General features: G+C 51.6%; 17 protein-coding genes. 4 read left to right on the forward strand and 13 right to left on the reverse strand.

Going from position 1 to position 21,260, the window contains the following annotated elements:
• Positions 1-124 precede the first annotated feature (124 nt).
• Complete coding sequence (locus tag AB4876_RS15650; protein ID WP_368382689.1) at positions 125-376, forward strand: alkaline phosphatase family protein; 252 nt, start codon at positions 125-127, stop codon at positions 374-376.
• A gap of 50 nt (positions 377-426) precedes the next feature.
• Here AB4876_RS15650 and AB4876_RS15655 read toward each other — a convergent pair whose 3' ends face one another.
• The 4 genes from AB4876_RS15655 to AB4876_RS15670 all read right to left on the reverse strand — a co-directional run bounded on the left by AB4876_RS15655 (position 427) and on the right by AB4876_RS15670 (position 5,307).
• Complete coding sequence (locus AB4876_RS15655; protein WP_368382690.1) at positions 427-789, reverse strand: YajD family HNH nuclease; 363 nt, start codon at positions 787-789, stop codon at positions 427-429.
• A 116-nt stretch (positions 790-905) separates the two neighbouring features.
• Positions 906-2,777, reverse strand: coding sequence for a hypothetical protein (locus AB4876_RS15660; protein WP_368382691.1), 1,872 nt, complete (start codon positions 2,775-2,777; stop codon positions 906-908).
• 285 nt (positions 2,778-3,062) lie between these two features.
• On the reverse strand, positions 3,063-3,554 hold the full coding sequence (ilvN, locus tag AB4876_RS15665; protein ID WP_008251432.1) for an acetolactate synthase small subunit: 492 nt from the start codon (positions 3,552-3,554) through the stop codon (positions 3,063-3,065).
• A 4-nt stretch (positions 3,555-3,558) separates the two neighbouring features.
• Positions 3,559-5,307: an acetolactate synthase 3 large subunit gene (locus tag AB4876_RS15670; protein WP_368382692.1), complete on the reverse strand. Its 1,749-nt coding sequence runs from the start codon at positions 5,305-5,307 to the stop codon at positions 3,559-3,561.
• Positions 5,308-5,824: 517 nt separating this feature from the next.
• Between AB4876_RS15670 and AB4876_RS15675 the strand changes: the two genes are divergently transcribed.
• On the forward strand, positions 5,825-6,274 hold the full coding sequence (locus tag AB4876_RS15675; RefSeq protein WP_368382693.1) for a DUF4124 domain-containing protein: 450 nt from the start codon (positions 5,825-5,827) through the stop codon (positions 6,272-6,274).
• Positions 6,275-6,283: 9 nt separating this feature from the next.
• Here AB4876_RS15675 and AB4876_RS15680 read toward each other — a convergent pair whose 3' ends face one another.
• From AB4876_RS15680 to rluD, 7 genes are all read right to left on the reverse strand, one after another.
• Entirely contained in the window at positions 6,284-7,390 is a 1,107-nt protein-coding gene (locus AB4876_RS15680) for a HupE/UreJ family protein (protein ID WP_368382694.1), read from the reverse strand.
• Positions 7,387-8,502, reverse strand: coding sequence for a tetratricopeptide repeat protein (locus tag AB4876_RS15685; RefSeq protein WP_368382695.1), 1,116 nt, complete (start codon positions 8,500-8,502; stop codon positions 7,387-7,389). Before AB4876_RS15685 ends, AB4876_RS15680 begins: the two co-directional genes overlap by 4 nt.
• Before the next feature lie 22 nt (positions 8,503-8,524).
• Positions 8,525-8,770 (reverse strand): hypothetical protein, encoded by a 246-nt coding sequence (locus AB4876_RS15690; RefSeq protein WP_368382696.1) that lies wholly within the window; start codon positions 8,768-8,770, stop codon positions 8,525-8,527.
• Between the two features lie 12 nt (positions 8,771-8,782).
• On the reverse strand, positions 8,783-10,363 hold the full coding sequence (locus AB4876_RS15695) for a DUF4331 domain-containing protein (protein WP_368382697.1): 1,581 nt from the start codon (positions 10,361-10,363) through the stop codon (positions 8,783-8,785).
• Positions 10,364-10,508: 145 nt separating this feature from the next.
• Positions 10,509-13,097 carry an ATP-dependent chaperone ClpB gene (gene clpB, locus AB4876_RS15700; RefSeq protein ID WP_368382698.1) on the reverse strand — a complete coding sequence of 863 codons (2,589 nt, stop codon included), beginning with the start codon at positions 13,095-13,097 and terminating at the stop codon, positions 10,509-10,511.
• 128 nt (positions 13,098-13,225) lie between these two features.
• Complete coding sequence (gene pgeF, locus AB4876_RS15705) at positions 13,226-13,993, reverse strand: peptidoglycan editing factor PgeF (RefSeq protein WP_368382699.1); 768 nt, start codon at positions 13,991-13,993, stop codon at positions 13,226-13,228.
• Entirely contained in the window at positions 13,994-14,950 is a 957-nt protein-coding gene (rluD, locus tag AB4876_RS15710; RefSeq protein ID WP_368382700.1) for a 23S rRNA pseudouridine(1911/1915/1917) synthase RluD, read from the reverse strand.
• Positions 14,951-15,047: 97 nt separating this feature from the next.
• Here rluD and AB4876_RS15715 point away from each other — a divergent pair, with 97 nt between their 5' ends.
• Positions 15,048-15,920 carry an outer membrane protein assembly factor BamD gene (locus AB4876_RS15715; RefSeq protein ID WP_368382701.1) on the forward strand — a complete coding sequence of 291 codons (873 nt, stop codon included), beginning with the start codon at positions 15,048-15,050 and terminating at the stop codon, positions 15,918-15,920.
• 208 nt (positions 15,921-16,128) lie between these two features.
• Here AB4876_RS15715 and AB4876_RS15720 read toward each other — a convergent pair whose 3' ends face one another.
• Positions 16,129-17,736 (reverse strand): glycerol-3-phosphate dehydrogenase/oxidase, encoded by a 1,608-nt coding sequence (locus AB4876_RS15720; protein ID WP_368382702.1) that lies wholly within the window; start codon positions 17,734-17,736, stop codon positions 16,129-16,131.
• Between the two features lie 103 nt (positions 17,737-17,839).
• Positions 17,840-19,468, reverse strand: a complete 1,629-nt coding sequence (locus AB4876_RS15725) for an NAD+ synthase (protein WP_368382703.1) — start codon at positions 19,466-19,468, stop codon at positions 17,840-17,842.
• 158 nt (positions 19,469-19,626) lie between these two features.
• Between AB4876_RS15725 and AB4876_RS15730 the strand changes: the two genes are divergently transcribed.
• Positions 19,627-21,216: a sensor histidine kinase gene (locus AB4876_RS15730; RefSeq protein WP_368382704.1), complete on the forward strand. Its 1,590-nt coding sequence runs from the start codon at positions 19,627-19,629 to the stop codon at positions 21,214-21,216.
• The last annotated feature ends 44 nt before the right edge of the window (positions 21,217-21,260 follow it).

Below are 21,260 nucleotides of genomic sequence, written 5' to 3' on the forward strand. Positions count from 1 at the left end.
GCTGCTGCGACTGAAGGCCTTCTTCACTGCTTGAATTTTGAACGATTGGGTAAATCTTGCTTTCATCATTTACTGCCTCTAACTGAAAATTAGAAGCGACAACTAGCCTGACACAGGGGGAGTATTGATCACCTCTGACCACGGCATGAACGCTGATAAGAGCCACGGTGGCACCCTCCCAGAAGAGCGCGACATTCCACTATTTGTGATCGGCGCGGGCTTTTCACACCGCCCCGACGCGGCACCAAAGCAAACCGAAATTTGCGGCTCAATATGTGAGCTACTGGGCATTGTTGGCCACAACAAGCCATTTGCGCATAAAACACTGCAAGATGCCCAAACGACGGTAAAGCCCTGTATAGCCGCGGCGGTTTAAACACCGCCCGCTATAACCGCGGTATTCTTAAATTTAGCCGTAGCTGCAGATTATTCTTTACCTTCCAGCTTCGCCTTTAAATCAGCAAAAGGGTTGAACGTAGCGGCCTTCACCTTTTTCTCACTGGTACTGCCATAGCGTACCAAATTTTCATATTTTGTATGTTCTTCGTCATGGCAGTAAATACACAATAGCTCCCAATTACTGCCATCAGCGGGGTTGTTGTCGTGATTGTGATCTACATGGTGAACCGTCAACTCCGACAAACCTTTACGTTCAAAGTCACGTGCGCAGCGCCCACAGGTCCACGGGTATAGCTTTAAGGCCTTTTCTCGGTAACCACTGGCGCGCTTGGCATTGTATTCCCGCTGCTCGGCGAGTACCTGATCGAGTGTTTTTTTCTGGCTGGTCATAGTCATACCTTTAAGGTTTATTATTTCCCATAGACTACTGTCTATTTATAGCACGACAAAAAAAGGGCGGTTATTAATCGCCCTCTTTACACTTCATCACATTATTGCTTATCTGACTACAATGTTGAACCTGTACTACCTGTAGCACCGGTACCACCTGTAGCTGTTGAGCATGTTTGGCTACCAAGCACTAAGCGAACACCACTGTCACTCACTTGCGCGGGCGTAAAGGTCGGCGTTGAATTTGTACTCCCATCTGCCGTCGCAGAGAAAATAAAGGCCACATTAGAACTTAAGTTTGTAGTACCAGTACCTGTCGACGCCCCCAAAGGAACATTTACTACACTACTGTCACCACCAGTTACAAATGCGGTTGCATCACTAACTGCAATAAATTCACTAGGAATATCACTACACGAATTAACTACAGTAAAATCAACGGGAATATTTGTGGGGGCGCCGGGGTTAGTTTTACCCAACTTTATCGTCCCACCGTCCAATTCACAGATATTACTCAGCGAAAGCTTACCGTTTTGAGACAGTATCGGGTCGCCAGCGGCTGGCTCAAAAGTCGCTATCAGGCTCTCGCTGCCTTCTTTAAGTTCAAACACCACTGGGAAGTTCGGTGCTCGGTACACATCAACCGAAGAGAATGTGTCCAAAGAATATGCGCGTTTAGTCCGCGCCCAACCACCGCTACTTTGGTAGTACGACAGAGAGAACTGCCGCGTATTAGGCTGACCAGCGGCGTCAATGACATTAAAGCTCGCAGGAGCATAAACACTCGAATTACAGTAGTTATACCAGTAATCCAGATTAAAATACGTTAGATGATCGGTTTCAAAAGAAACAAATAAGGTGCTGTCGGGCTTACTTTCAACCGTCGCGATGATCGGCAAACCTGTATCTGGATCTAATTGAGGCTTCCACTTACCCGTCAATTCGTTGTATGTCCATACGGGTACAGTATCGCCAGCGTTGACAGTGCCGACAGGTGCTGTATCAACCAACCCCGCTCCAGTTGCACCTTCAGGAAATGGAGTGCCTGCGGGTATAGTAATTTCAATTGAAACGGGATTACCGCTGAATTCAGTAATTAAATCACCATTGGAATCGCGCAACTCAATCGCCGCAAAACCTGCCGATGAAAACGAGCCTGATTCGGGCGTACTCGGATCATCGTCCTCGATCGTTGTATCCAAGCCGCCGGGGAACAGTGCCAATGAGCCGTTCGACGGCACAAAATCGGGATCGACATCCGCACCAGTATCATTATCAAAATGCACGACCGTTAACGTAAGTTCGCCAGGAGCCGCCGGCGCGCCATTGCTTGTTTTTAATTGCGTACCAGCAGGAACGGTTACAGCTGTAGAGCCTTTTACAGCGGCAGTATTGCTAACGCTATCAGCAGCTCGTGTAACCGTACTACTGGAAATATCGGCTACCGTATTAGTCACGCCGCCAGCTGACGTTGCACTGCCAGTAGTAGATTGACTTGCAACAGGAACAGACGCTGGAGAGTTTATTGCGGTCAAGGTGATCGTTATAAGGTAATCACCCGGAGCGGTAATGCTTTGCAAAGAGCTACTGGATACAAAATTTGGCGCTGAACCGACAAAAACAACATCTAATGGGTCATCACTAATTAGCGACGACGACGACAACAAGTTAAGATCGATTACCCCGCCCGTGCCTGCAACGGCATCATCAACAACGCTATATTCCGTTTTGGACTTATTATCTGATGCTAAGGAAAAACGTGGCGCATCGCCTTCGCTACCCACGGCATCAACGATTTTGATGCTGCCCGTACTTAAACGTGTACCGCTTTGGTCAACCATTTGTACTCTAAACGTACTGGTTTCTACTACTGCAGGCGATTTCGCTTTGCTGTCACTAAAACACCCCGACAGCGTGCTTACCGACATGAGGCCAACGGCAAGTGATTTAAGGCGCACGACATTGACTTTCTTCATCTGAAGATCCATTTCATTTCCCTTTCATTTTAAAATTTACGCTAGTATACAAAGTGATTCCTGCAAGGACCCGCCAACCAGATTAATATCGCACTTTAATTAAAACGGTATCTAAATCTACAGTTTATGCCTCAATTACTGACCTACTAACTTCTAAAGTTCAATAATTAGCGCTAAATAATTTAACTAATATAAGTAGCAAAATAAACCCAAGTGCATTAATTAATCAGCTTACCCACCAAAATCCCGCAAAAAAAAAGGCGCCCGCAGGCGCCTCGTCAATCACTCGAGCCCTAATTACAGACTCAATATTTTCTCACCACGCGCAATACCCGAAACACCGCTACGCACCACTTCCATGATCGCCGCTTCACCAACGGCTTCTAGGAAGGAGTCGAGCTTGTCAGCTGCGCCAGTCACCTGAATGGTGTACACACTGGGGCCGACGTCGACGATCTGACCGCGAAAGATATCGGTGCAGCGCTTGATTTCGGCGCGCTGGGCACCGGTGGCACGCACTTTAACCAACATAAGTTCACGCTCAATGTGAGCACCTTCAGACAGGTCTACCAATTTAACAACGTCAATCAGGCGATTGAGGTGTTTGGTGATCTGTTCAATTTTGTGGTCGTCGCCAATCGTAGTTAAGGTTAAGCGCGAAAGAGTCGGATCTTCTGTGGGTGCAACGTTGAGCGTCTCAATGTTGTAACCGCGCTGTGAGAATAAACCCACCACCCGCGACAGGGCACCCGGCTCATTTTCCAACAATACCGAAATTATGTGTCGCATCATTTTAGGTCCGCTCCGTTTTGCTCAGCCACATATCGCGCATGCTGCCGTTAGGGGCGATATGCATTGGGTATACATGCTCGTGTGGATCTACGTGAATATCCATAAACACCAGATCGTTTTTACGGGCAAAGGCTTCTTTCATTGCCTCTTCCAAATCACTCAACTGGGTAACTTTGATACCGACATGACCATAGGCTTCGGCCAGTTTCACAAAGTTAGGCAGCGAGTTTTCGTAAACACTTTCCGAGTAGCGGCCATCGTATTGCATGTCCTGCCACTGTTTAACCATACCCAGGTAGCCGTTATACAAGCTGATTATTTTCACTGGAATATTGTATTGGGCGCAGGTCGACAGTTCCTGAATATTCATCTGAATACTGCCCTCGCCAGTAACACAGGCAACGTCTGCGTCTGGGAAGGCCAGTTTGGCGCCCATCGCTGCGGGCAGGCCAAAGCCCATGGTGCCGAGGCCGCCAGAGTTCAACCAGCGCCGCGGCTCATCAAACTTGTAGTACTGCGCGGCAAACATCTGGTGTTGACCAACATCTGAGGCAACGTAAGCCTTCCCGTGAGTTACCTTGCACAGGGTTTCAATAACCTGCTGGGGTTTAATAAACGGCGTGGTGGTGTCGTACTGAGGGCGAACCCACAGGCCATGAGTGTCACGCCACTCGTCGATTTGATTCCACCAGTGCTGCAGTGCATCTTTGTCTGGCAGGCTGGTATCGGCAGCACGCATTTCGTGAATCACCGCCAGCAGATCATTCAACACCGAGTCTACCGGGCCAACAATCGGCACGTCGGCCGCGATAGTTTTAGAGATTGCCGCGGGGTCAATGTCGATATGAACAATTTTGGCGCCGGGGCAGAATTTACCGGTGGTGTTGGTAACGCGGTCGTCAAAACGCGCGCCAACCGCCAAGATCACATCGCTGTGGTGCATGGCGTTATTGGCTTCGTAAAAGCCGTGCATCCCCAGCATGCCGACAAACTGGCGGTCGCTGGCAGGGTAAGCACCCAAGCCCATCAAGGTGTGGGTAACTGGGAAATTCAGTTCCCGCGCTAATACCCGCAATTGCTCAGAGGCATTGCCCTGTACGACACCGCCACCGGCGTAGATGATCGGACGTTTAGCCGACAGCAACAAACTGGCTGCCTTTTTAATTTGCCCAGAGTGACCGCGAGTCGCTGGCGTGTAGGAGCGCAGCTTTACCTTTTTGGGGTAGTTGTATTCGAATTTGTCGTGGGGATTGGTTAAATCCTTAGGCAGGTCGATAACCACCGGACCGGGACGGCCAGTCGTGGCAATGTAGAAGGCCTTTTTGATGATCTCAGGAATATCCTCAGTGCGAGTTACCTGAAAACTGTGTTTAACGATAGGCCGAGAAATACCCAGCATATCAGTTTCCTGAAAAGCGTCTTCGCCAATCAAGTGACTCATGACCTGACCTGACAAGACCACCATTGGGATGGAGTCCATATACGCGGTGGCAATGCCGGTTATGGCATTGGTTGCGCCTGGGCCAGAAGTAACCAACACCACGCCAGGCTTGCCGGTAGCGCGAGCATAGCCGTCTGCCGCGTGGGTCGCCGCTTGTTCGTGACGCACAAGAATATGCGGCACCTTGCAGCTTTTAAATAAAGCATCGTAAATATGCAGTACGGCACCACCTGGGTAGCCGAAGATGAACTCTACACCCTCGTCTTCCATGGCGCGTGCGATCATTTCGCCGCCAGATAACAATTCCACTGAAATACCCTCGATTCAGTTTGAATACGCAAAAACTTGTAAAAAAATAGCCCGAGCAACACGCCCGAAACTCGATTAACAAGAACAAAGATGTCGAAACACATTACCACCGGTCCCAGCCGACACGGCTGAAGTCCGGGCGAAACGCCAAAATGCTGCTGAGCAGCGCTTATATGCAACGCGGGATAACGCGGTGCGGGCAATCTCGCAACACAGGTCATGTGTCTGCAGAGTGAATGGAACTACTGTTGTAGCCGTGCAACACGATGAGTCGCACTCTGTACTTTGGCCGCAGGTAAGCGGCGCGGAAAACAGCCATTTGCTATCGCAAAGATAGACTGCGTATTTTTTAACCTATGGCCGCTTATGTCAATACCAAATTTCCCGTAAATTCACGGGATTAGCAAGTATTCCGCTTAAATCAGCGCAGTCGGCCACAGAAATTAGCGACTGTTTTTCTTAAGCGCTAATAATCTGCCATAATCCTTATAACTTATCTTTACGGCACCAACACGCTATGAATAAGACCATACTGATCTCAGGCCTTTGCGCCGCCCTATTATGCACTAGCCTCAATAGCCATGCTGACAAAAAAGGCTACTACCGATGGAGCGATGACGAAGGCAAAACGCATTTCACCCAAAAGCCACCAAATGGCCGCGAATCGACATTCATTAGAACCTCGAGCAGCGCAAGCTTAGACAGCGACGTGAGTGTTAGTGACACTGACAGCAGCACCGACAAGGTTGCCGCAGCAAGCGAAGCGCTACCAGAGAAGATGGAAGTGCTTCCGCCTAAAAACCCTGAGCTTTGCACTAAGGCCAAGGCGAATATGCAATCCCTCGCCACCAATGGCACCCGCATTCGAATTAGCAATGCCGATGGCAGCAGCCGGTTTTTAAATAGCGAAGAAATAAACGAGCAGAAAAATCGCGCCCAGGAAGTCATTAACGTGCACTGCAACTAAGCCTAGCTACTAAAAACGCTGCCACGCCATAAACACCCCGCACGCCGCCAAGACTATGGCGGTAAGTGGTAACAGGCGGCGCTGATAGAACTGACTCGCCGCCAAGTAATACAGCAGCGGGAGCACCACTAGCACCACCGCCAACTGAGCCAGCTCGATACCAAGATTAAAGCTTCCCAATGCGACAAGCTTCATAGGGCTAGCCGACAGCATGCCCGCCAGCACCCCTGCAAAACCAAAACCGTGGAGCAAACCCACGCTCATCGCCAAGCGCCGCTGAAATACCGCACTTACATTGAACAGCACCAATAGGGCAGCGAAACTGATCGACAGGGCAATACCAATCTCCACAGGCCGCGAGGGCAGATTAAACCAACCCAAGCTTGCACTGACCAAGGTTAGGCTGTGCGCCAAGGTAAACATAGTGACGATACCCACTACCTCAGCACACACCGTTCGCAGCGGCGTTTTGTCGCGCTGTCGAGTTACCGGTAGCAGCAGTGCAAGCAAAAACATCAGATGGTCATAACCTAGCGCTAAATGAATTGCGCCCTCTTTGCTAAATTTAAGGGCGGTGGTCCACGCCGTGACATTGCCCAACACCAGCTGCGGGCTGGTCGGCGACAGCACACTTAATTGCACATGTTCATCGCTTTGTACTAAATCTGACGACAACAGGGTTTTACCCTCGCCAACATTTACCGCCACAAGGGCACGATGCAGAGGATCAACATCAAATAATAGCGAGTACGATAGCGTTAGTTCGTCGGTTTCGTGCAAACAGGCGGCATCTAGCGACCAAGCGGCGTAACTACCATCGCTGTGCTCACTTAGGCCGTCTAAGCGAAATAATATAGGGCAATCGCCGCCGCGACGTTTGAGGCGAACTGTTTCCCTAAGCAGCGCGCGGAACTGCGACTCCCCCGCCCGCAACTCGCCCCAAGTAAGCAGACTATCGCCATTAAGATCAAAACTCTGCAAACGCTGCATATCTTCCAGCGCAATATCTAGGCGGATCTTGTCTGCATACACATAAATAAAACTATCACTGGCTTTGTGGGCGTGGGCGCTCAGCGAAAACCACAGACTAAAAACCAACAGCAGCAATCGGATCATTGACTATTTTCCGCTTGTGCTGCGGCGCGCCTGGCCCGTATTAATAACTGAGTATCTGGCCACTCTCGCTGCTCCTGCCAATTGTTTTGCGCCCACAACAGCGCCGCTGCGGGTTTCGATTCTATATCTAATAAAAACTGGGCGTAAGCGCGCTTATGTAAGACCTCACCCCGCCACAGCGCCTCATTAAAACGCTCACGCAACACACTAATAAGCTGCTCACCACCGCCTTGCCTGCGCGCGGCAATGGCATGCAGCACCGCAAGTGAGTCCACCGCCAAATACTGACCGGTTAATGCCAAAACGGCAGCATTGTTGTTGGTCGCTAACTTTAGCGCCGCCAAGCGCGCCCTAGCATACACGTCATAGGGGTTCATACTGAGCACCAATTGCCACAGCTGCGCGGCATCATCACGGCCTGCACGCTCAGCGATATCGGCCAAACTGCCGCTCGCCCAGCTTAGCGCTTGGCGGTCGGCCAAGGGCCCAGCCTTGGCCATGGCGGTTTTTAACTCATGGTATGCGGCTTCCGCCTCCACTACATTTTCAGTAGCGGCCGCTCGCAACAATTGTCGGCAACTCGCCGCGTAAAGGTCTTTGCTCGCGTTCGCCAGTTTATCGCAGGCCAAATCCGCAACGACCGTATCGCCACTAACGAAGGCAATATTGAAGCGCATCATCTGCGCGTGGAAATTATTTGGCTGTAACTTACTTAGCACCGCAAGGTCAGCGACAGCAGCTGAAAACTGATGCAAGCTTTGTCGTAAGGACGCGCGGTAAAGGTAGAAATCAGGGGTGTAATCCTCAGCTGACACCCCTGCCAGCTCACGCTGCGCATCGCCTAGCAAGCGCGGATTAGCGCTACGCTGAAAATCCAACAAGGCCTGCCTGGCGCGGGCAATGTGCTGCTCTGGAGTCGTCGCTAACAAGGAGTTCTGTAGGGTATTTTGGGGAGTCGCTTGCTTGGTAATAGTAAAAACTGTCTGTTCATCACGAGTAGGATGAGTGACCGGAGGCCCCGTTAACGCACTGGCTACTAGCGATAAACCAGGCCCAAGAATAAACCCCATTAACAGGGGGAGTATGGCGCGAGTATTATTTGTAAACCGCAAAGTATTCACTCGCGCCATGGTCTTAATTAGCTGCTGATAAATCGGCAATCGCCTGAGGATCGAAATCCTCAGTGACATTCGCGTCATTAATCGCAACGGGGTCGGCATTGGCATCACGCAAAAACACCGAAGTCAGCAATTGGCTAAAGCTCTGCTCAGCATTGCCACCAACTTTTCCCTGACCGTCGTATTTACTATCACTGTCATTACAGGCGGAAAGGCCTGCCACAACGGCAAGAGCGAGACTGCATTTCAGCATCGTATTCATGGCTAGCTCCTCTTAATTGGCAGAGACTGCGCCAGCAATAGGCGTAGCCAAATACGGGAAGCTCGTTGAGTACTCAGCGGGATTAGGCTTGGCACCGTCGTTTACCACTGCGCCAGGATTCGCCACCGCTGGCGAGTCACCGCTAAGATCGCAGGTTTGCAAACCATTAGCGCCCAATAAAGCGCCTTCGGCTACTGTCAGTGCAATATCAACAACGTCGTCTGTTACGCGACGACCATTGGGGAAGCCTGCTAAATCGCAGCCCAAGAAGCCTAAATCACTGTAACCCTCGGCGCCCGGCACCACGGCACCAATAGCAGTGTTCATGCGCAGCATTTCACCCGGTGTTGTTAAATTTGCCGGCGCGGTAAATTTAAAGTTAGCGGGAGTATCGCTAGCACCGGTGCTCACACCGGTTACAAAGGCCGCTAGCAAGTCAGTCCGACCGCCTTCCGGCATCGGTGCAGGCACGCCAAACAGCACTTCGACCAAGGTTGGCAGCGTTGGGTACAGCACATAGCTGGCAAAATTCGCTACGTCGTCTTTCGGCTCGCTGGCATTGAATTTGTCTTTGTCGGTAATACCGATTACCACCTCATTAACCAGCGGGCTACCGAGGCGAGATACCTGAGTCCACGCACCGCCTTCAACACTTGGGCCTTGACCCGCATCGCCAGCCACTGGGCCAGCTGGATTAGGATTCAGTATCCGGCCTTGACGTTTGCTCGCCGTAGTCCAGGCACCAATAACCGGATCACCGCCAGCTGTTAAGCAGCTAATGGGCAGCTCTAAAGCCAAGGAGGTTACATTTTTATTGGCAATGGTATTGCTGCGGGAATCGCGCGCGCCCAGAGGATTCAAGTTTACTTGGTCGAAAATCTCACCCAAATTCACCACAAAGCCTTCGCGGCGCTGACCAACAAACAAACGGCCTTGGCCAGTGCAACCCGGCACACTAATATCGTACACATACTGCGCGGCGTAGCCTGCGTAATCGGGAATCGTTTTAGTACCGATATTATCAACTGGCTTGGTGAAGGTAGTGCCACCGCCCGCCATACTCACTGCGCTGCTCGTTCCGCTGCGGCGATCACCGCTAACCACATTCACTGAATAGGTTTCGACCACATTCAAAAAGCCAGGGGTAGTGCCACTGCCGCCGCCCACCGCAGCCAACGGCACTTGCACACCGCCGTTGCCTGTTTCAATTTCACCATCGGTGATTAAACCGGCAGCATTGGCCTGGCCGTAGGCATTGTTAAATTTAAATTGAAACGTAAGGTCTTCTACTGCATCGCCATTATTGTCGATATGTATTTCATAAAGGGCGGTCGGGTCCATAGTAAAGTAGTTGGGACCGCCGTAGGCGTCTTGCAGGGGCTGGTAGTTGGCAATCAGGGTTACATAATCACCGCGATCCGCTTCATAGCTGCGGAACATATAGAAATCGGTGCCATCGACTTTAGGCGAACCGGCGATGAATGGTGCTTCGCGGTGGCTGGATGCCATCGCATACTGGCTGAGTATGGCTGCGCTAAGAACAGATAGAGCCAGCAGCCCTCGCTGTGGGGATCGCTGAGTGTGGTATTTCATGGTGGCACCTCGGTTATTAGTGGTTGTGCCCCGTCTTTACGACTCAGGCACGCCCATAGATCACCTTGAACACCAAATCAATACGAATTTCCACCTAGACTCATATCAGTACTTTGCTAAGCGCTTATTCAAAAAGTGGAAACGCTCACTGTAAGCGCGGTGCTTTAAACACAATCTCTCCCTCTTCGACCGTGGCATTGATTACCTGGCCGGCAACAAACTCACCTTTCAGTAAGCTTTGCGCCAAGGGGTTTTCAAATTGCTGCTGAATCGCTCGCTTGAGCGGCCGCGCGCCGTATACCGGATCAAAACCAATATCAGCTAGGCGATCCAGGGCTTCATCGCTCACTTCAAGGCGCAGCTCCCTGTCAGCCAAACGGCTATTTAAAATGCCCAACTGAATACCGGCAATGGCCTGTACCTGAGTGCGATCTAAGGGCTCAAACACCACCAATTCATCAATACGGTTAATAAATTCAGGACGGAAATGCCCCGACACCACATTGAGCACCGCATCGCGAATTTTAGGGTATTCGCTACCGGCAACGGTCATGTCCTGAATAACGTCGGAGCCAAGATTCGAGGTCATCACGATCACGGTATTGCGAAAATCGACGGTGCGACCTTGACCGTCGGTGAGACGCCCGTCATCCAAAACCTGCAATAAAATATTAAACACATCGGGGTGAGCCTTCTCTACTTCATCCAATAACAGCAATGAGTATGGACGGCGGCGTACCGCCTCGGTGAGATAGCCGCCCTCTTCGTAGCCGACATAGCCCGGAGGCGCGCCGATTAAGCGAGCCACCGAATGCTTCTCCATAAACTCCGACATATCGATGCGCACCATGGCGTCTTCGCTGTCGTAAAGGAACATCGACAGCGCTTTGCACAGCTCCGTTTTACCAACACCTGTTGGCCCCAAGAACAAGAAGGAACCGTTCGGCCGATTGGGGTCACTTAAGCCGGCCCGACTGCGACGCACGGCATTGGATACGGCCTCTACCGCCTCGCTCTGGCCAATTACCCGCTGATGCAGCTCATCTTCCATGCGCAGCAGTTTATCGCGCTCACCTTCCAGCATTTTACTAATCGGAATGCCGGTCCAGCGCGAGACGACTTCGGCGACTTCTTCTTCAGAAACCTTATTGCGCAGCAATTGCATAGTGCCGTGATCCACGGCATCGGCACTGACTAATTGCTTTTCCAGCTCGGGAATTTTGCCGTACTGCAGCTCAGACATCCGGGTTAAATCACCTGCTCGGCGGGCGGTTTCCAATTCAAGCTTGGCCTGCTCTAAATCCACCTTAATTTGCGCCGAACCTTGCAACGCTGCCTTTTCACCCTTCCAAATCTCATTCAGGTCTGAAAATTCTTTTTCAACCTTGGTGATATCCGCATTCAGCAATTCCAGCTGTTTACGAGCGGCGAGATCGTCGTCTTTTTTGACAGCCTCGCGCTGAATTTTCAATTGAATCAAGCGCCGCTCGAGCTTATCCATAACCTCGGGCTTGGAATCAATTTCCATACGAATGCGGCTGGCTGCTTCGTCAATTAAGTCAATCGCCTTATCGGGTAACTGCCGATCGGTGATATAGCGCTGGGATAATTTAGTAGCAGCGATAATCGCCGAGTCAGTAATATCGACGCCGTGATGCACTTCGTAGCGCTCTTTTAGGCCACGCAAAATCGCGATGGTGTCTTCTTCAGAAGGCTCCTCTACCAAGACTTTTTGGAAGCGCCGCTCAAGCGCCGCGTCTTTCTCAATAGATTGGCGATACTCATTTAGCGTTGTTGCGCCTACGCAGTGCAGTTCACCCCGTGCCAAAGCCGGCTTAAGCATATTGCCGGCGTCCATAGCGCCTTCAGCTTTACCGGCGCCGACCATGGTGTGCAATTCGTCGATAAACAGAATCACCCGGCCTTCTTCTTTAGACAATTCGTTGAGCACGGCTTTTAAGCGCTCTTCAAAATCACCACGGAATTTTGCGCCGGCCAACAGTGCACCCAAATCTAAAGACAGAACCCGCTTATTCTTTAAACCCTCGGGCACTTCGCCGTTAACTATGCGCTGCGCCAAACCTTCAACAATCGCGGTTTTACCAACCCCAGGTTCGCCAATCAGCACTGGATTATTTTTGGTTCTACGCTGCAGAACCTGAATAGTTCGGCGAATTTCATCGTCGCGGCCGATCACTGGATCTAATTTTCCTGACTCGGCGCGTTCGGTTAAATCAATGGTGTATTTATCTAAGGCTTGGCGTGACTCTTCGGCCGAGGCATCATCTACCGCTTGGCCGCCGCGCACTTTATCAATTGCCGCATTGAGCGCGCCTTTTTTAACGCCGCTATCGGCCAAGAGCTTAGCGGCTTCGTCAGTCGATTCCAGTATCGCCAACAGCACCAGTTCGCTAGAAATATAGCTGTCTTTGCGCTGCTGCGAGAGCTTGTCAGTAACATTAAAAATACGTGCCAAAGCTGGTGATATATGCACATCACCAGCAGCACCCTGTACCGTGGGCATACGCTCCAGCGCCGCCGCTATACTCTGTTCTAGCAGGGGAATATTGGCGCCTGCTTGGGTCAACAAAGGCTTGGCACTGCCACCTTGCTGCTTGAGCAGGGCACTCAGTAAATGCAGGGCTTCAATGTATTGATGGTCTTTACCCAGCGCCAGTGACTGAGCATCTGCAACCGCAGCTTGCAAAGAAGTAGTAAAACGATCTATTCGCATTTTGAGCTCTCCGACAACAGTAACTAGAAGGCGAATGCCTTCTCTTGTCATGCTCTATAAATGGGGGAGCAGCATGCAAATTTCAAGATGAGATAGGGGTAAACACTAGCTAAGGAGGGATTAAGAGCCTAGGACTTGATATAGATCAAACTTAATTGGCGACCGGTGACGCCGTCACGACGAAAGGAATAAAACTCATCTGCCTCGGCAAACGTGCAGCGCTGCGCGCCACCCACCCAGCCCACGCCAAGAGAGTGCAATTGTGCTTTAGCAAGTGCGTATAGATCAGCATGGTAATGACTCGATTTGGCCGCAACGGGCTTAAATGCTGCGTCAATATCGGCAGATTCTGGCCCCACAAAACCCGTTTTAAAAGCCTGATAAACCTCTACGCCAACCTCAAAGTGAGCTTGGGAGATAGCGGGGCCAATCCACGCCAACAACTCATTGGTCGGACAATTAAACGCTTGTACAGTGTTCGCCAAGACCCCAGCACACAGCCCCCGCCAACCGGCGTGAGCAGCGGCCACTTGCGTTCCATCGCGACGGCAAAACAGTACCGGCACACAGTCGGCGGTTAGCACCCCACAACCCAAACCCACCACATTGGAAATACTGGCGTCGGCACTGGGCACAGCGACTCGCGATTGCGCCAGCGTCACAACATCAGTGCCATGCACTTGATTCAGCCAGCCAATACTCGCTAAACCGGCGCAGGCGCCAAGTAACTGATCGCGATTTTCTGCCACCGCTTCTGGGCTGTCGGCAACGTGGTCGCCAAGATTAAAGCCTTCATACGGGCCCGTACTCACGCCCTTAAACCCCGCAAAACCACTTCGGGTGGTCGATAGCGCGACCACCGACGCCGGTGCCGGCCAATCAGGCGTCAGCCACACTCAGCGTACATCCTCGGTAGACAGCACAGCGAGCAAGGCTTTCATATCTTCTGGCAGCGGCACTTCCCAAGACATGGTGTCACCGGAAATGGGGTGTTCTAGTTCCAACCGGCGCGCGTGCAGCGCCTGACGGCCAAAGCCGCGCAACTGGGTAATCAACACCTCACTGGCGCCCTTAGGCAAACGCGGCCGACCAGCGTAGAGCGGATCGCCAATCAAAGGATATTTAATATGCGCCATATGCACCCGAATTTGGTGGGTGCGGCCGGTTTCTAAAAAGCAGCGAATATGGGTGTGGTTTAAATAGCGCCGCGTCACTCGATAATGAGTAATCGCCTCTTTACCACCAATTTGACTCACTGCCATTTTAGTGCGCTGGCGCGGATGACGCCCCATGGGCTCTTCAACCGTGCCGCCACCAGTCATGGTGCCAAAGACCACTGCATCGTATTCGCGGTGTACTTCCCTAGCCTGAAGCTGAGCAACCAAGCTAGTGTGAGCTTCCAAGGTTTTAGCGGCAATCATCAAGCCGGTGGTATCACGATCGAGACGGTGAACAATTCCCGCGCGCGGGACGGTAGCGATATCGGGGAAGTGATTTAGCAGGGCATTCAACAACGTGCCGTCAGGGTTACCTGCGCCGGGGTGCACGACTAAGCCCGCCGGTTTATTAATAACCAGAACGTGTTCGTCTTCAAAGACGATATCAAGCTCAATTTTCTCGGCTTCCCAGCGCACTTCGGACTGTAATTCGGCGTGCAAATTTAGCTTATCGTCTTCATAAACTTTGTCGCGAGTTCGCTGAATCTCGCCATTAACGGTGAGTTCGCCACTTTTTATCCAGGTCTGGAGGCGCGAGCGCGAGTACTCTGGGAACAACTGCGCGGCCACTTGGTCAAAGCGGTCGCCATTGAAGCCCGCGGGGACAATTTCCTGTCGATCTATAATCTCGGTCATAGCTGATTCTTTATACCATCTTCGCGCTGTGTTTAAATAGCAGGCCCTCGCTAAGGCAAGGGATCATTGGGGATATTCCGCTATTTGGAAAAATTACATGAAAGCTGTCGTTAAGGTCTTTGCACTTCTCTTTATAAGCATATTGGTGGCTGGCTGTGCCAGCGATCCAGATCGGCCCGAAATGTCGGAGCGAGAAATCTACGAAGCTGCGCAAGGCTACCTGAAAAGCAAAAACTTTTCATTGGCCGTGGAGAATTTACAGCTCCTCGAAAGCCGCTATCCTTTCGGCCCTTACGCCGAACAGGCCCAGTTAGAGATTATTTACGGGTATTATCGCGGTGGCGACAACGAAGCGGCAGTGGCTGCGGCGGATCGTTTTATTCGCTTGCACCCCCAGCACCCGAAAGTTGATTACGCCTATTATATGCGTGGACTAGCCAACTACACCGAAGGTGAAGGCTTTTTGGAGCGGTTTATCCCCACGGATATGACCCAGCGCGATCCCGGCTCGACGATTAAGTCGTTTGACGATTTCCGGCAGTTGCTGCAACGTTTCCCAGACAGTGAATACGCGCCCGACGCCAAAGCGCGTATGGTGCAGTTGCGCAACCGCTTGGCGCGCTACGAAATTAACGTTGCCAATTACTATTTCAAGCGTAAAGCTTACCTCGCAGCCGCCAACCGCGGTCGCTACGTTATTGAAAACCTGCCGCAAACCCCCGCCATACCAGACGCCCTCGCGGTGATGGTACAAGCGTATTTGCTGCTGGGCATGAACGACCTAGCCGACCAATCGCTGATGGTGTTGCGCAAAAACTACCCCAAGCACCCCTCACTAGACAAAAATGGCAATTTTGTTAGCCAAGTTGGCTTGGATCAGGAAGGTTCTGTTATCAATAAAGCGACCCTAGGCTTGTTTGATCGCTATGAGCCGCCGAAGTTTGATAATCGGGAAGAGACTGAGCAGTAGGACTGCAAGACGCTTTACGGGAGATGGGAAACGCTTTTGGCGTTAAGCCTAAGCTCCAGCAAGTAACATAGTTTGTAATAAGGCCGCCGATTGCGGCCTTTTTTTGTGGATGCCGTCTTAGTTGCTATACGCTGGACGGGAGACGCTAAGATAAGCTCCGGGGTTCAAAGCCTTTGCGTCTCCCGTCTCCCGTCCGGCATCCAGCGAATCACCCAGCAGTCGCCGCCACATACTCTGCCAGCTTCGCTTCCGCTTCGTCGCCAAACAAAATCTCACAAGCTTCCCGCAAACCGGGGGCATTGATTATGTCTTCGCGGCGCACTACCAGCGCTATTTTCGAGCGGCGGCGCAGGAAGTCGTCGAGCTTGGTAATCATTTCTCGCCTTGCGGCGTGCTCGATCTCACAGCGCAGGTACTCGGCGTTTTCAATAAGTAACTCTGCGCTGCTCGGGTCTTCGCGAATCATTTCGAGCATTTCGATGGCGCTGCGCCCGTAGCGGCGCCAAAGGCGCTGGGTCAGTGGCTCTGACGAGCTAGGGTCAGTTAGGGTATCGAGATTCATCAACGCCGCCTGATGCAGGTATTCGCGTTTTACGCTATTACCTGGCTCCCCGTACCAGCGCTGCTTGGCGTAGGGCAGGTTTATACCTAAATCCGCCACCAATTCAGCTACCTCGTCGCCGACGTTGATGCAGTCAGTGAGTTTGCCGCCGAAAATACTGAGATGCTGACCTTGCTCATCAACGTCAATCGCGTGCTTGCGAGACAGCTTCACCCAATCGGCCACGCCGTCTTCGCCTTTTAGTGCCAAGGGCCGCACACCACAGCGTTCAGAGATGATGTCGGCAGTGGTCAGCGGCTTTTCAAGCTTGAGCAAGTCGTTGACGTTATCCAGCACAAATTGGCGGTCAGCCTCAGTCACTTCAACTTCAGGGCTTTCAACCTGGCTGTCGGTAGTACCAATACAGGTCTTGGGGCCCATGGGAATAACAAAGAACAGGCGGCCATCACTGGCGAAGAAAGTCAGTATGCGCTGACTTTCAGTAAGGCGATCAACAATCAGGTGAATGCCTTTGGAGAACAAATGACGGTGCGCAGTGCGCTGCCCACTTAACTGGTTGTGAGTGTCCACATAGGGACCACAGGCGTTTATTAGCACTTTGGCGCGAATAGTAAATTGCTCGCCACTGATATTATCGCGCACCTCGCTGTGCCACAGACCATCGCGGCGCTCAGCGCCGAGGGACTCAACGTAGTTAGCAACAATACCGCCGTAATTCAGGCTGGTGCGCACAAAGTTAAAGACAAAGCGCGCGTCATTGTCGTAAAGGTAGCAATCCGAGTATTCAAAGCCTCCTTCGGCATTGCCGGTATCAATCACCGTCTCGGCTTTGGCCAGCGCGGCGCGACTCATATAGCGGGGGGCGCGGGTCACAAAGCGGCCAAATGCCCAATACACAATGGTGCCCAAGTAGACCAAAAAGGCCGGAAAACGAAAACCGCGCTGAATGGTGGTGAGAAAACGAATTTCTTTTACCGTTGAGGGGTAGCTGCGCATCAAATGATTGCGGCTACGGCAGAGCTTATCAACCAGAAAATACTCGTGATTCTCTAAGTATTTAATTCCCCCCCACGCTAGATTCGAAGAGTTAGAGCTGGTTAGCCCGGCAAAATCGCCTCGGTCAATCAACGCAACTTTCGCGCCCTTGGCCGCCAGCGCGGCAGCCGACACCGCGCCGTTAATACCACCACCAAGTATTAAAACATCGAAAGTTCCGTCCTTGAGCTTTCGTACATTGCTTGCCCGTAATTCCATGCTGCCCTATTCCCTGATTGTCTGATGCGGAAATACACCGGCTGCGAAACACAGCCGTAAGTCTTAGCAGCCTTATTAAGCTATCTTGTTGAAAAACACCCTATTAATCGCCAATCGGCCATTTTTGGGTGATGGGGTAGCGACGATCGCGACCAAAGCCACGCTCGGTAATCCGCGTGCCGATTGGGGCTTGGCGGCGCTTGTACTCATTGATATCGATCAGTCGCAAAATCCGATAAACCATCTCGCGTTCAAAACCCGCGGCAATAATCGTCTCGGCGCTCTCGTCGTGTTCAATATAACGCTCAATGACCTGATCGAGAATATCGTAGGGAGGTAAACTGTCTTCATCTTTTTGGTCTGGCGCCAGTTCCGCCGACGGCGGCCGATCGATAACTCGCTGGGGAATTGCTGGCGACAACCTATTACGGTAGCGTGCCAATTCAAAAACTCGAATCTTCGAGACGTCTTTGAGCACATCAAAGCCGCCGGCCATATCACCGTACAGGGTGGAATAGCCCACTGCCACTTCACTCTTATTGCCGGTGGTTAGTACCAGCGAACCCTTTTTATTGGAGATCGCCATCAGCAACACACCGCGACAGCGGGCCTGCAAGTTCTCTTCGGTTTTGTCGGCACTTAGACCTTCAAACTCGTCACTTAGGGCCAGCATAAAGGCATCGTAAACCGATTCGATGGAAATCACCTGATAACGCACTTTGAGAATAGCCGCTTGGGCCTGAGCATCTTCCATGCTCATTGAGGCCGTGTAACGGAAGGGCATCATTACCGCCTCCACTCGATCCGCGCCCAGCGCATCTACAGCGATAGCCAAGGTCACCGCCGAATCGATACCGCCCGACAGACCTAAGACCACACTCTTAAAGCCATTCTTATTAACGTAATCCCGCACGCCCAGCACAAGAGTCTCGTAAATATCTTCTAACACCGGACGTAAATCGCTGACTTCGCCCTCTTCAAAACGCAGGCGGCGACCATCCCAGTTCGCAGTAACGCAGCTAATATATTCAATATAAGCAGGGCTGCGGGAGATTAATTCGCCTTCCGCCGACACCACCATCGAGGCGCCATCAAAAACTAATTCATCTTGGCCACCCACCAAATTGCAGTACACCACCGGCATACCGCCCTGCCATGCACGCTGGGCCAGCAATGCCTCGCGCTCTATTTGTTTGCCCGCGTGGAATGGTGACGCGCTAAGGTTCAGCATTAGCTGAGCACCTTCGGCCTTCGCGCCAGCGGTGGGCGCGTCTTCCCAAACGTCTTCGCAGATACTGATCGCGGTTGGCACCCCAAAGATATCCATTACTAGGGTGTGCTTACCCTCTTTAAAGTAACGCTTTTCGTCAAATACCCGATAATTGGGCAGGCACTGCTTGTGATATTCGTTAACCAACTTACCGCCAAAAAACACCCCAGCGGCATTGTATAAATTACCGTCTAAGGACCGGGGATAGCCCACCACCACGTAGCACTTAGGAGCTTGGCTGGCGATTTTTTGCAGCGCCCGCTCAATGCGATGCACCAAGCTCTCGCGCAGCAGCAAATCCTCTGGCGGATAGCCGGTCACTACCAGCTCGGGAAATAAGATTAACTGAGGGTCGTGACGAGAAACCGCCGTCTCTATGGTGGCAATAATCTTGTTAGTGTTGCCTTCAATATCCCCAACCACAGGATTAATTTGAGCCAGCACAATACGCAGTGAAGTCATTAAACGGTTTCCATCTACAAAAACGGGGGCTAATTTCGGCTTATTTACGGCAGCTCGAGCCTAGCACTCAATTAGGACGCATTATTCTATCAAATAAGCGAGAGTGCATCCCCCACTATGGACGTATAAACTGAGACTAGAACTCACTAAGGTATATTATGGCCATCGCCCCAGATCATATCCAGCAGCGCGCAATAATGCGCGTATACAGTGCCTATCGCTTTGCGCTGGCTGGCGCCTTTTTTGTGGCGCTCATCTTTGGCCCCGCTAAGTCGACATTGGGCACCAGCGCCCCCCAATTATTTGCGGTGGTGGCTTCAGCCTACGCCATTTTTGCCCTAGGCCTGTTAGTACGCCACTATTTCATGACGGGGCGCTACAGCCCTACCCAACTGTTTTTCGAGTTTTTCGTCGATATTGGCGCCATTATCTTTATGAGCTATTGCTCTGGCAGCGCCGATTCCGGTTTGCCGCTGTTACTCATTGTGTCAATTAGCGCCGCCAGCATCACCCTATCTAGCCAACTGAGCTTAGCGATTGCCGCCCTCGCTACGATCACCGCCATCAGCGAAGTTACCGTACACACTCTTTACGAGCGCGTTGGCACCCAGCAATTTATTGTTGCTGGCATCACTGGAATGGCCTATTTTTCCGCAGCCATTGCCATTCGCTACCTCAGCGCCCGCATTGTTAAAACTCAGCAATTAGCAGAGCGCCGGCGCACCGATATTGAGAAACTATCGGCAATAAATCAGCGCATTGTGCAAAGAATGCAGACCGGCATTATTGTGATGTCACAAACGGGCCACATCAAACTCATCAATGCCGCCGCCCAAGAGTTGCTTGATATCCGCCCCGCCTTGCCAGATCAAGATCAGTACGCCCCAGCGGTGCTTATTGAAATGGCCAAAGAGGGCATTAACCATTCACGTATTATTGCCGCGGGCCCGCAACACCTCGAAGTACACGTAAATATGACTAACCTCGAGGCCCACGATCACAGCGACTGTCTGCTTTATATTGAGAACATCAGCAAAATTACCCAGCGCGCTCAAAACCTGAAGCTCGCCTCGCTGGGACGCTTCACCGCCAGTATAGCCCATGAAATCCGCAACCCCTTGAGTGCCATTAGCCACGCGGCCCAATTACTCGCCGAAAGCCCAAATCTCGACAGTAGTGACACCCGCTTTGCCGACATTATTCAAAGTCACGCCCTGCGCATGAATGACATTATCAAAAATATTTTGGAACTGTCGCGAGGGCGCACGCCGCAACCCCAGCGCTTTGCGATAAGCGAATGGCTGCAAGACTTTATAGACAACTGGCAGCCCACCGAACACTGCGGCCTCAGTATGAGCCTCGAAAAACAAAGCGAGTTCGACATCGTTAATGTCGACCGCAGCCAGCTCAGTCAAATAATCTCGAATATCGCCGACAATGGTGCCCGACATGGCGCCGCCGAACACGGCAAAGCCGAATTACTATTTCGTTGCCACAGCTCGCCCCGCTCAGGGGCAGTAATACTGGACATTATCGACAACGGCGCCGGTATAAAGCCGGAAGATGAAGATAAAATATTTGAACCCTTTTTCACGACCCAATCACAAGGCAACGGCCTAGGGCTCTATTTATGTCGGGAATTATGTTTAGCCAATCAAATCCATATTTATTACCAGCGCACCACACTTGCGCAAAGTTGTTTTCGATTACAATTCTCACATCCCGACCGCGGCAATCTGCTTGATTAAAAGCGCAATCGGGTAAGCCATACCACAAGCAGTATTAAATCAGT

It is taken from the genome of Zhongshania guokunii (assembly GCF_040892635.1).
GTDB lineage: Bacteria > Pseudomonadota > Gammaproteobacteria > Pseudomonadales > Spongiibacteraceae > Spongiibacter > Spongiibacter guokunii.

Coding starts and splice junctions, on each gene's coding strand:
- AB4876_RS15720 (WP_368382702.1), bottom strand. CDS start 17,736: ATGGAATTACGGGCAAGCAATGTACGAAAGCTCAAGGACGGAACTTTC.
- AB4876_RS15715 (WP_368382701.1), top strand. CDS start 15,048: ATGAAAGCTGTCGTTAAGGTCTTTGCACTTCTCTTTATAAGCATATTG.
- clpB (WP_368382698.1), bottom strand. CDS start 13,097: ATGCGAATAGATCGTTTTACTACTTCTTTGCAAGCTGCGGTTGCAGAT.
- AB4876_RS15690 (WP_368382696.1), bottom strand. CDS start 8,770: ATGAATACGATGCTGAAATGCAGTCTCGCTCTTGCCGTTGTGGCAGGC.
- ilvN (WP_008251432.1), bottom strand. CDS start 3,554: ATGCGACACATAATTTCGGTATTGTTGGAAAATGAGCCGGGTGCCCTG.
- rluD (WP_368382700.1), bottom strand. CDS start 14,950: ATGACCGAGATTATAGATCGACAGGAAATTGTCCCCGCGGGCTTCAAT.
- AB4876_RS15730 (WP_368382704.1), top strand. CDS start 19,627: ATGGCCATCGCCCCAGATCATATCCAGCAGCGCGCAATAATGCGCGTA.
- AB4876_RS15655 (WP_368382690.1), bottom strand. CDS start 789: ATGACCAGCCAGAAAAAAACACTCGATCAGGTACTCGCCGAGCAGCGG.
- AB4876_RS15680 (WP_368382694.1), bottom strand. CDS start 7,390: ATGATCCGATTGCTGCTGTTGGTTTTTAGTCTGTGGTTTTCGCTGAGC.
- AB4876_RS15675 (WP_368382693.1), top strand. CDS start 5,825: ATGAATAAGACCATACTGATCTCAGGCCTTTGCGCCGCCCTATTATGC.
- AB4876_RS15695 (WP_368382697.1), bottom strand. CDS start 10,363: ATGAAATACCACACTCAGCGATCCCCACAGCGAGGGCTGCTGGCTCTA.
- AB4876_RS15725 (WP_368382703.1), bottom strand. CDS start 19,468: ATGACTTCACTGCGTATTGTGCTGGCTCAAATTAATCCTGTGGTTGGG.
- AB4876_RS15660 (WP_368382691.1), bottom strand. CDS start 2,777: ATGGATCTTCAGATGAAGAAAGTCAATGTCGTGCGCCTTAAATCACTT.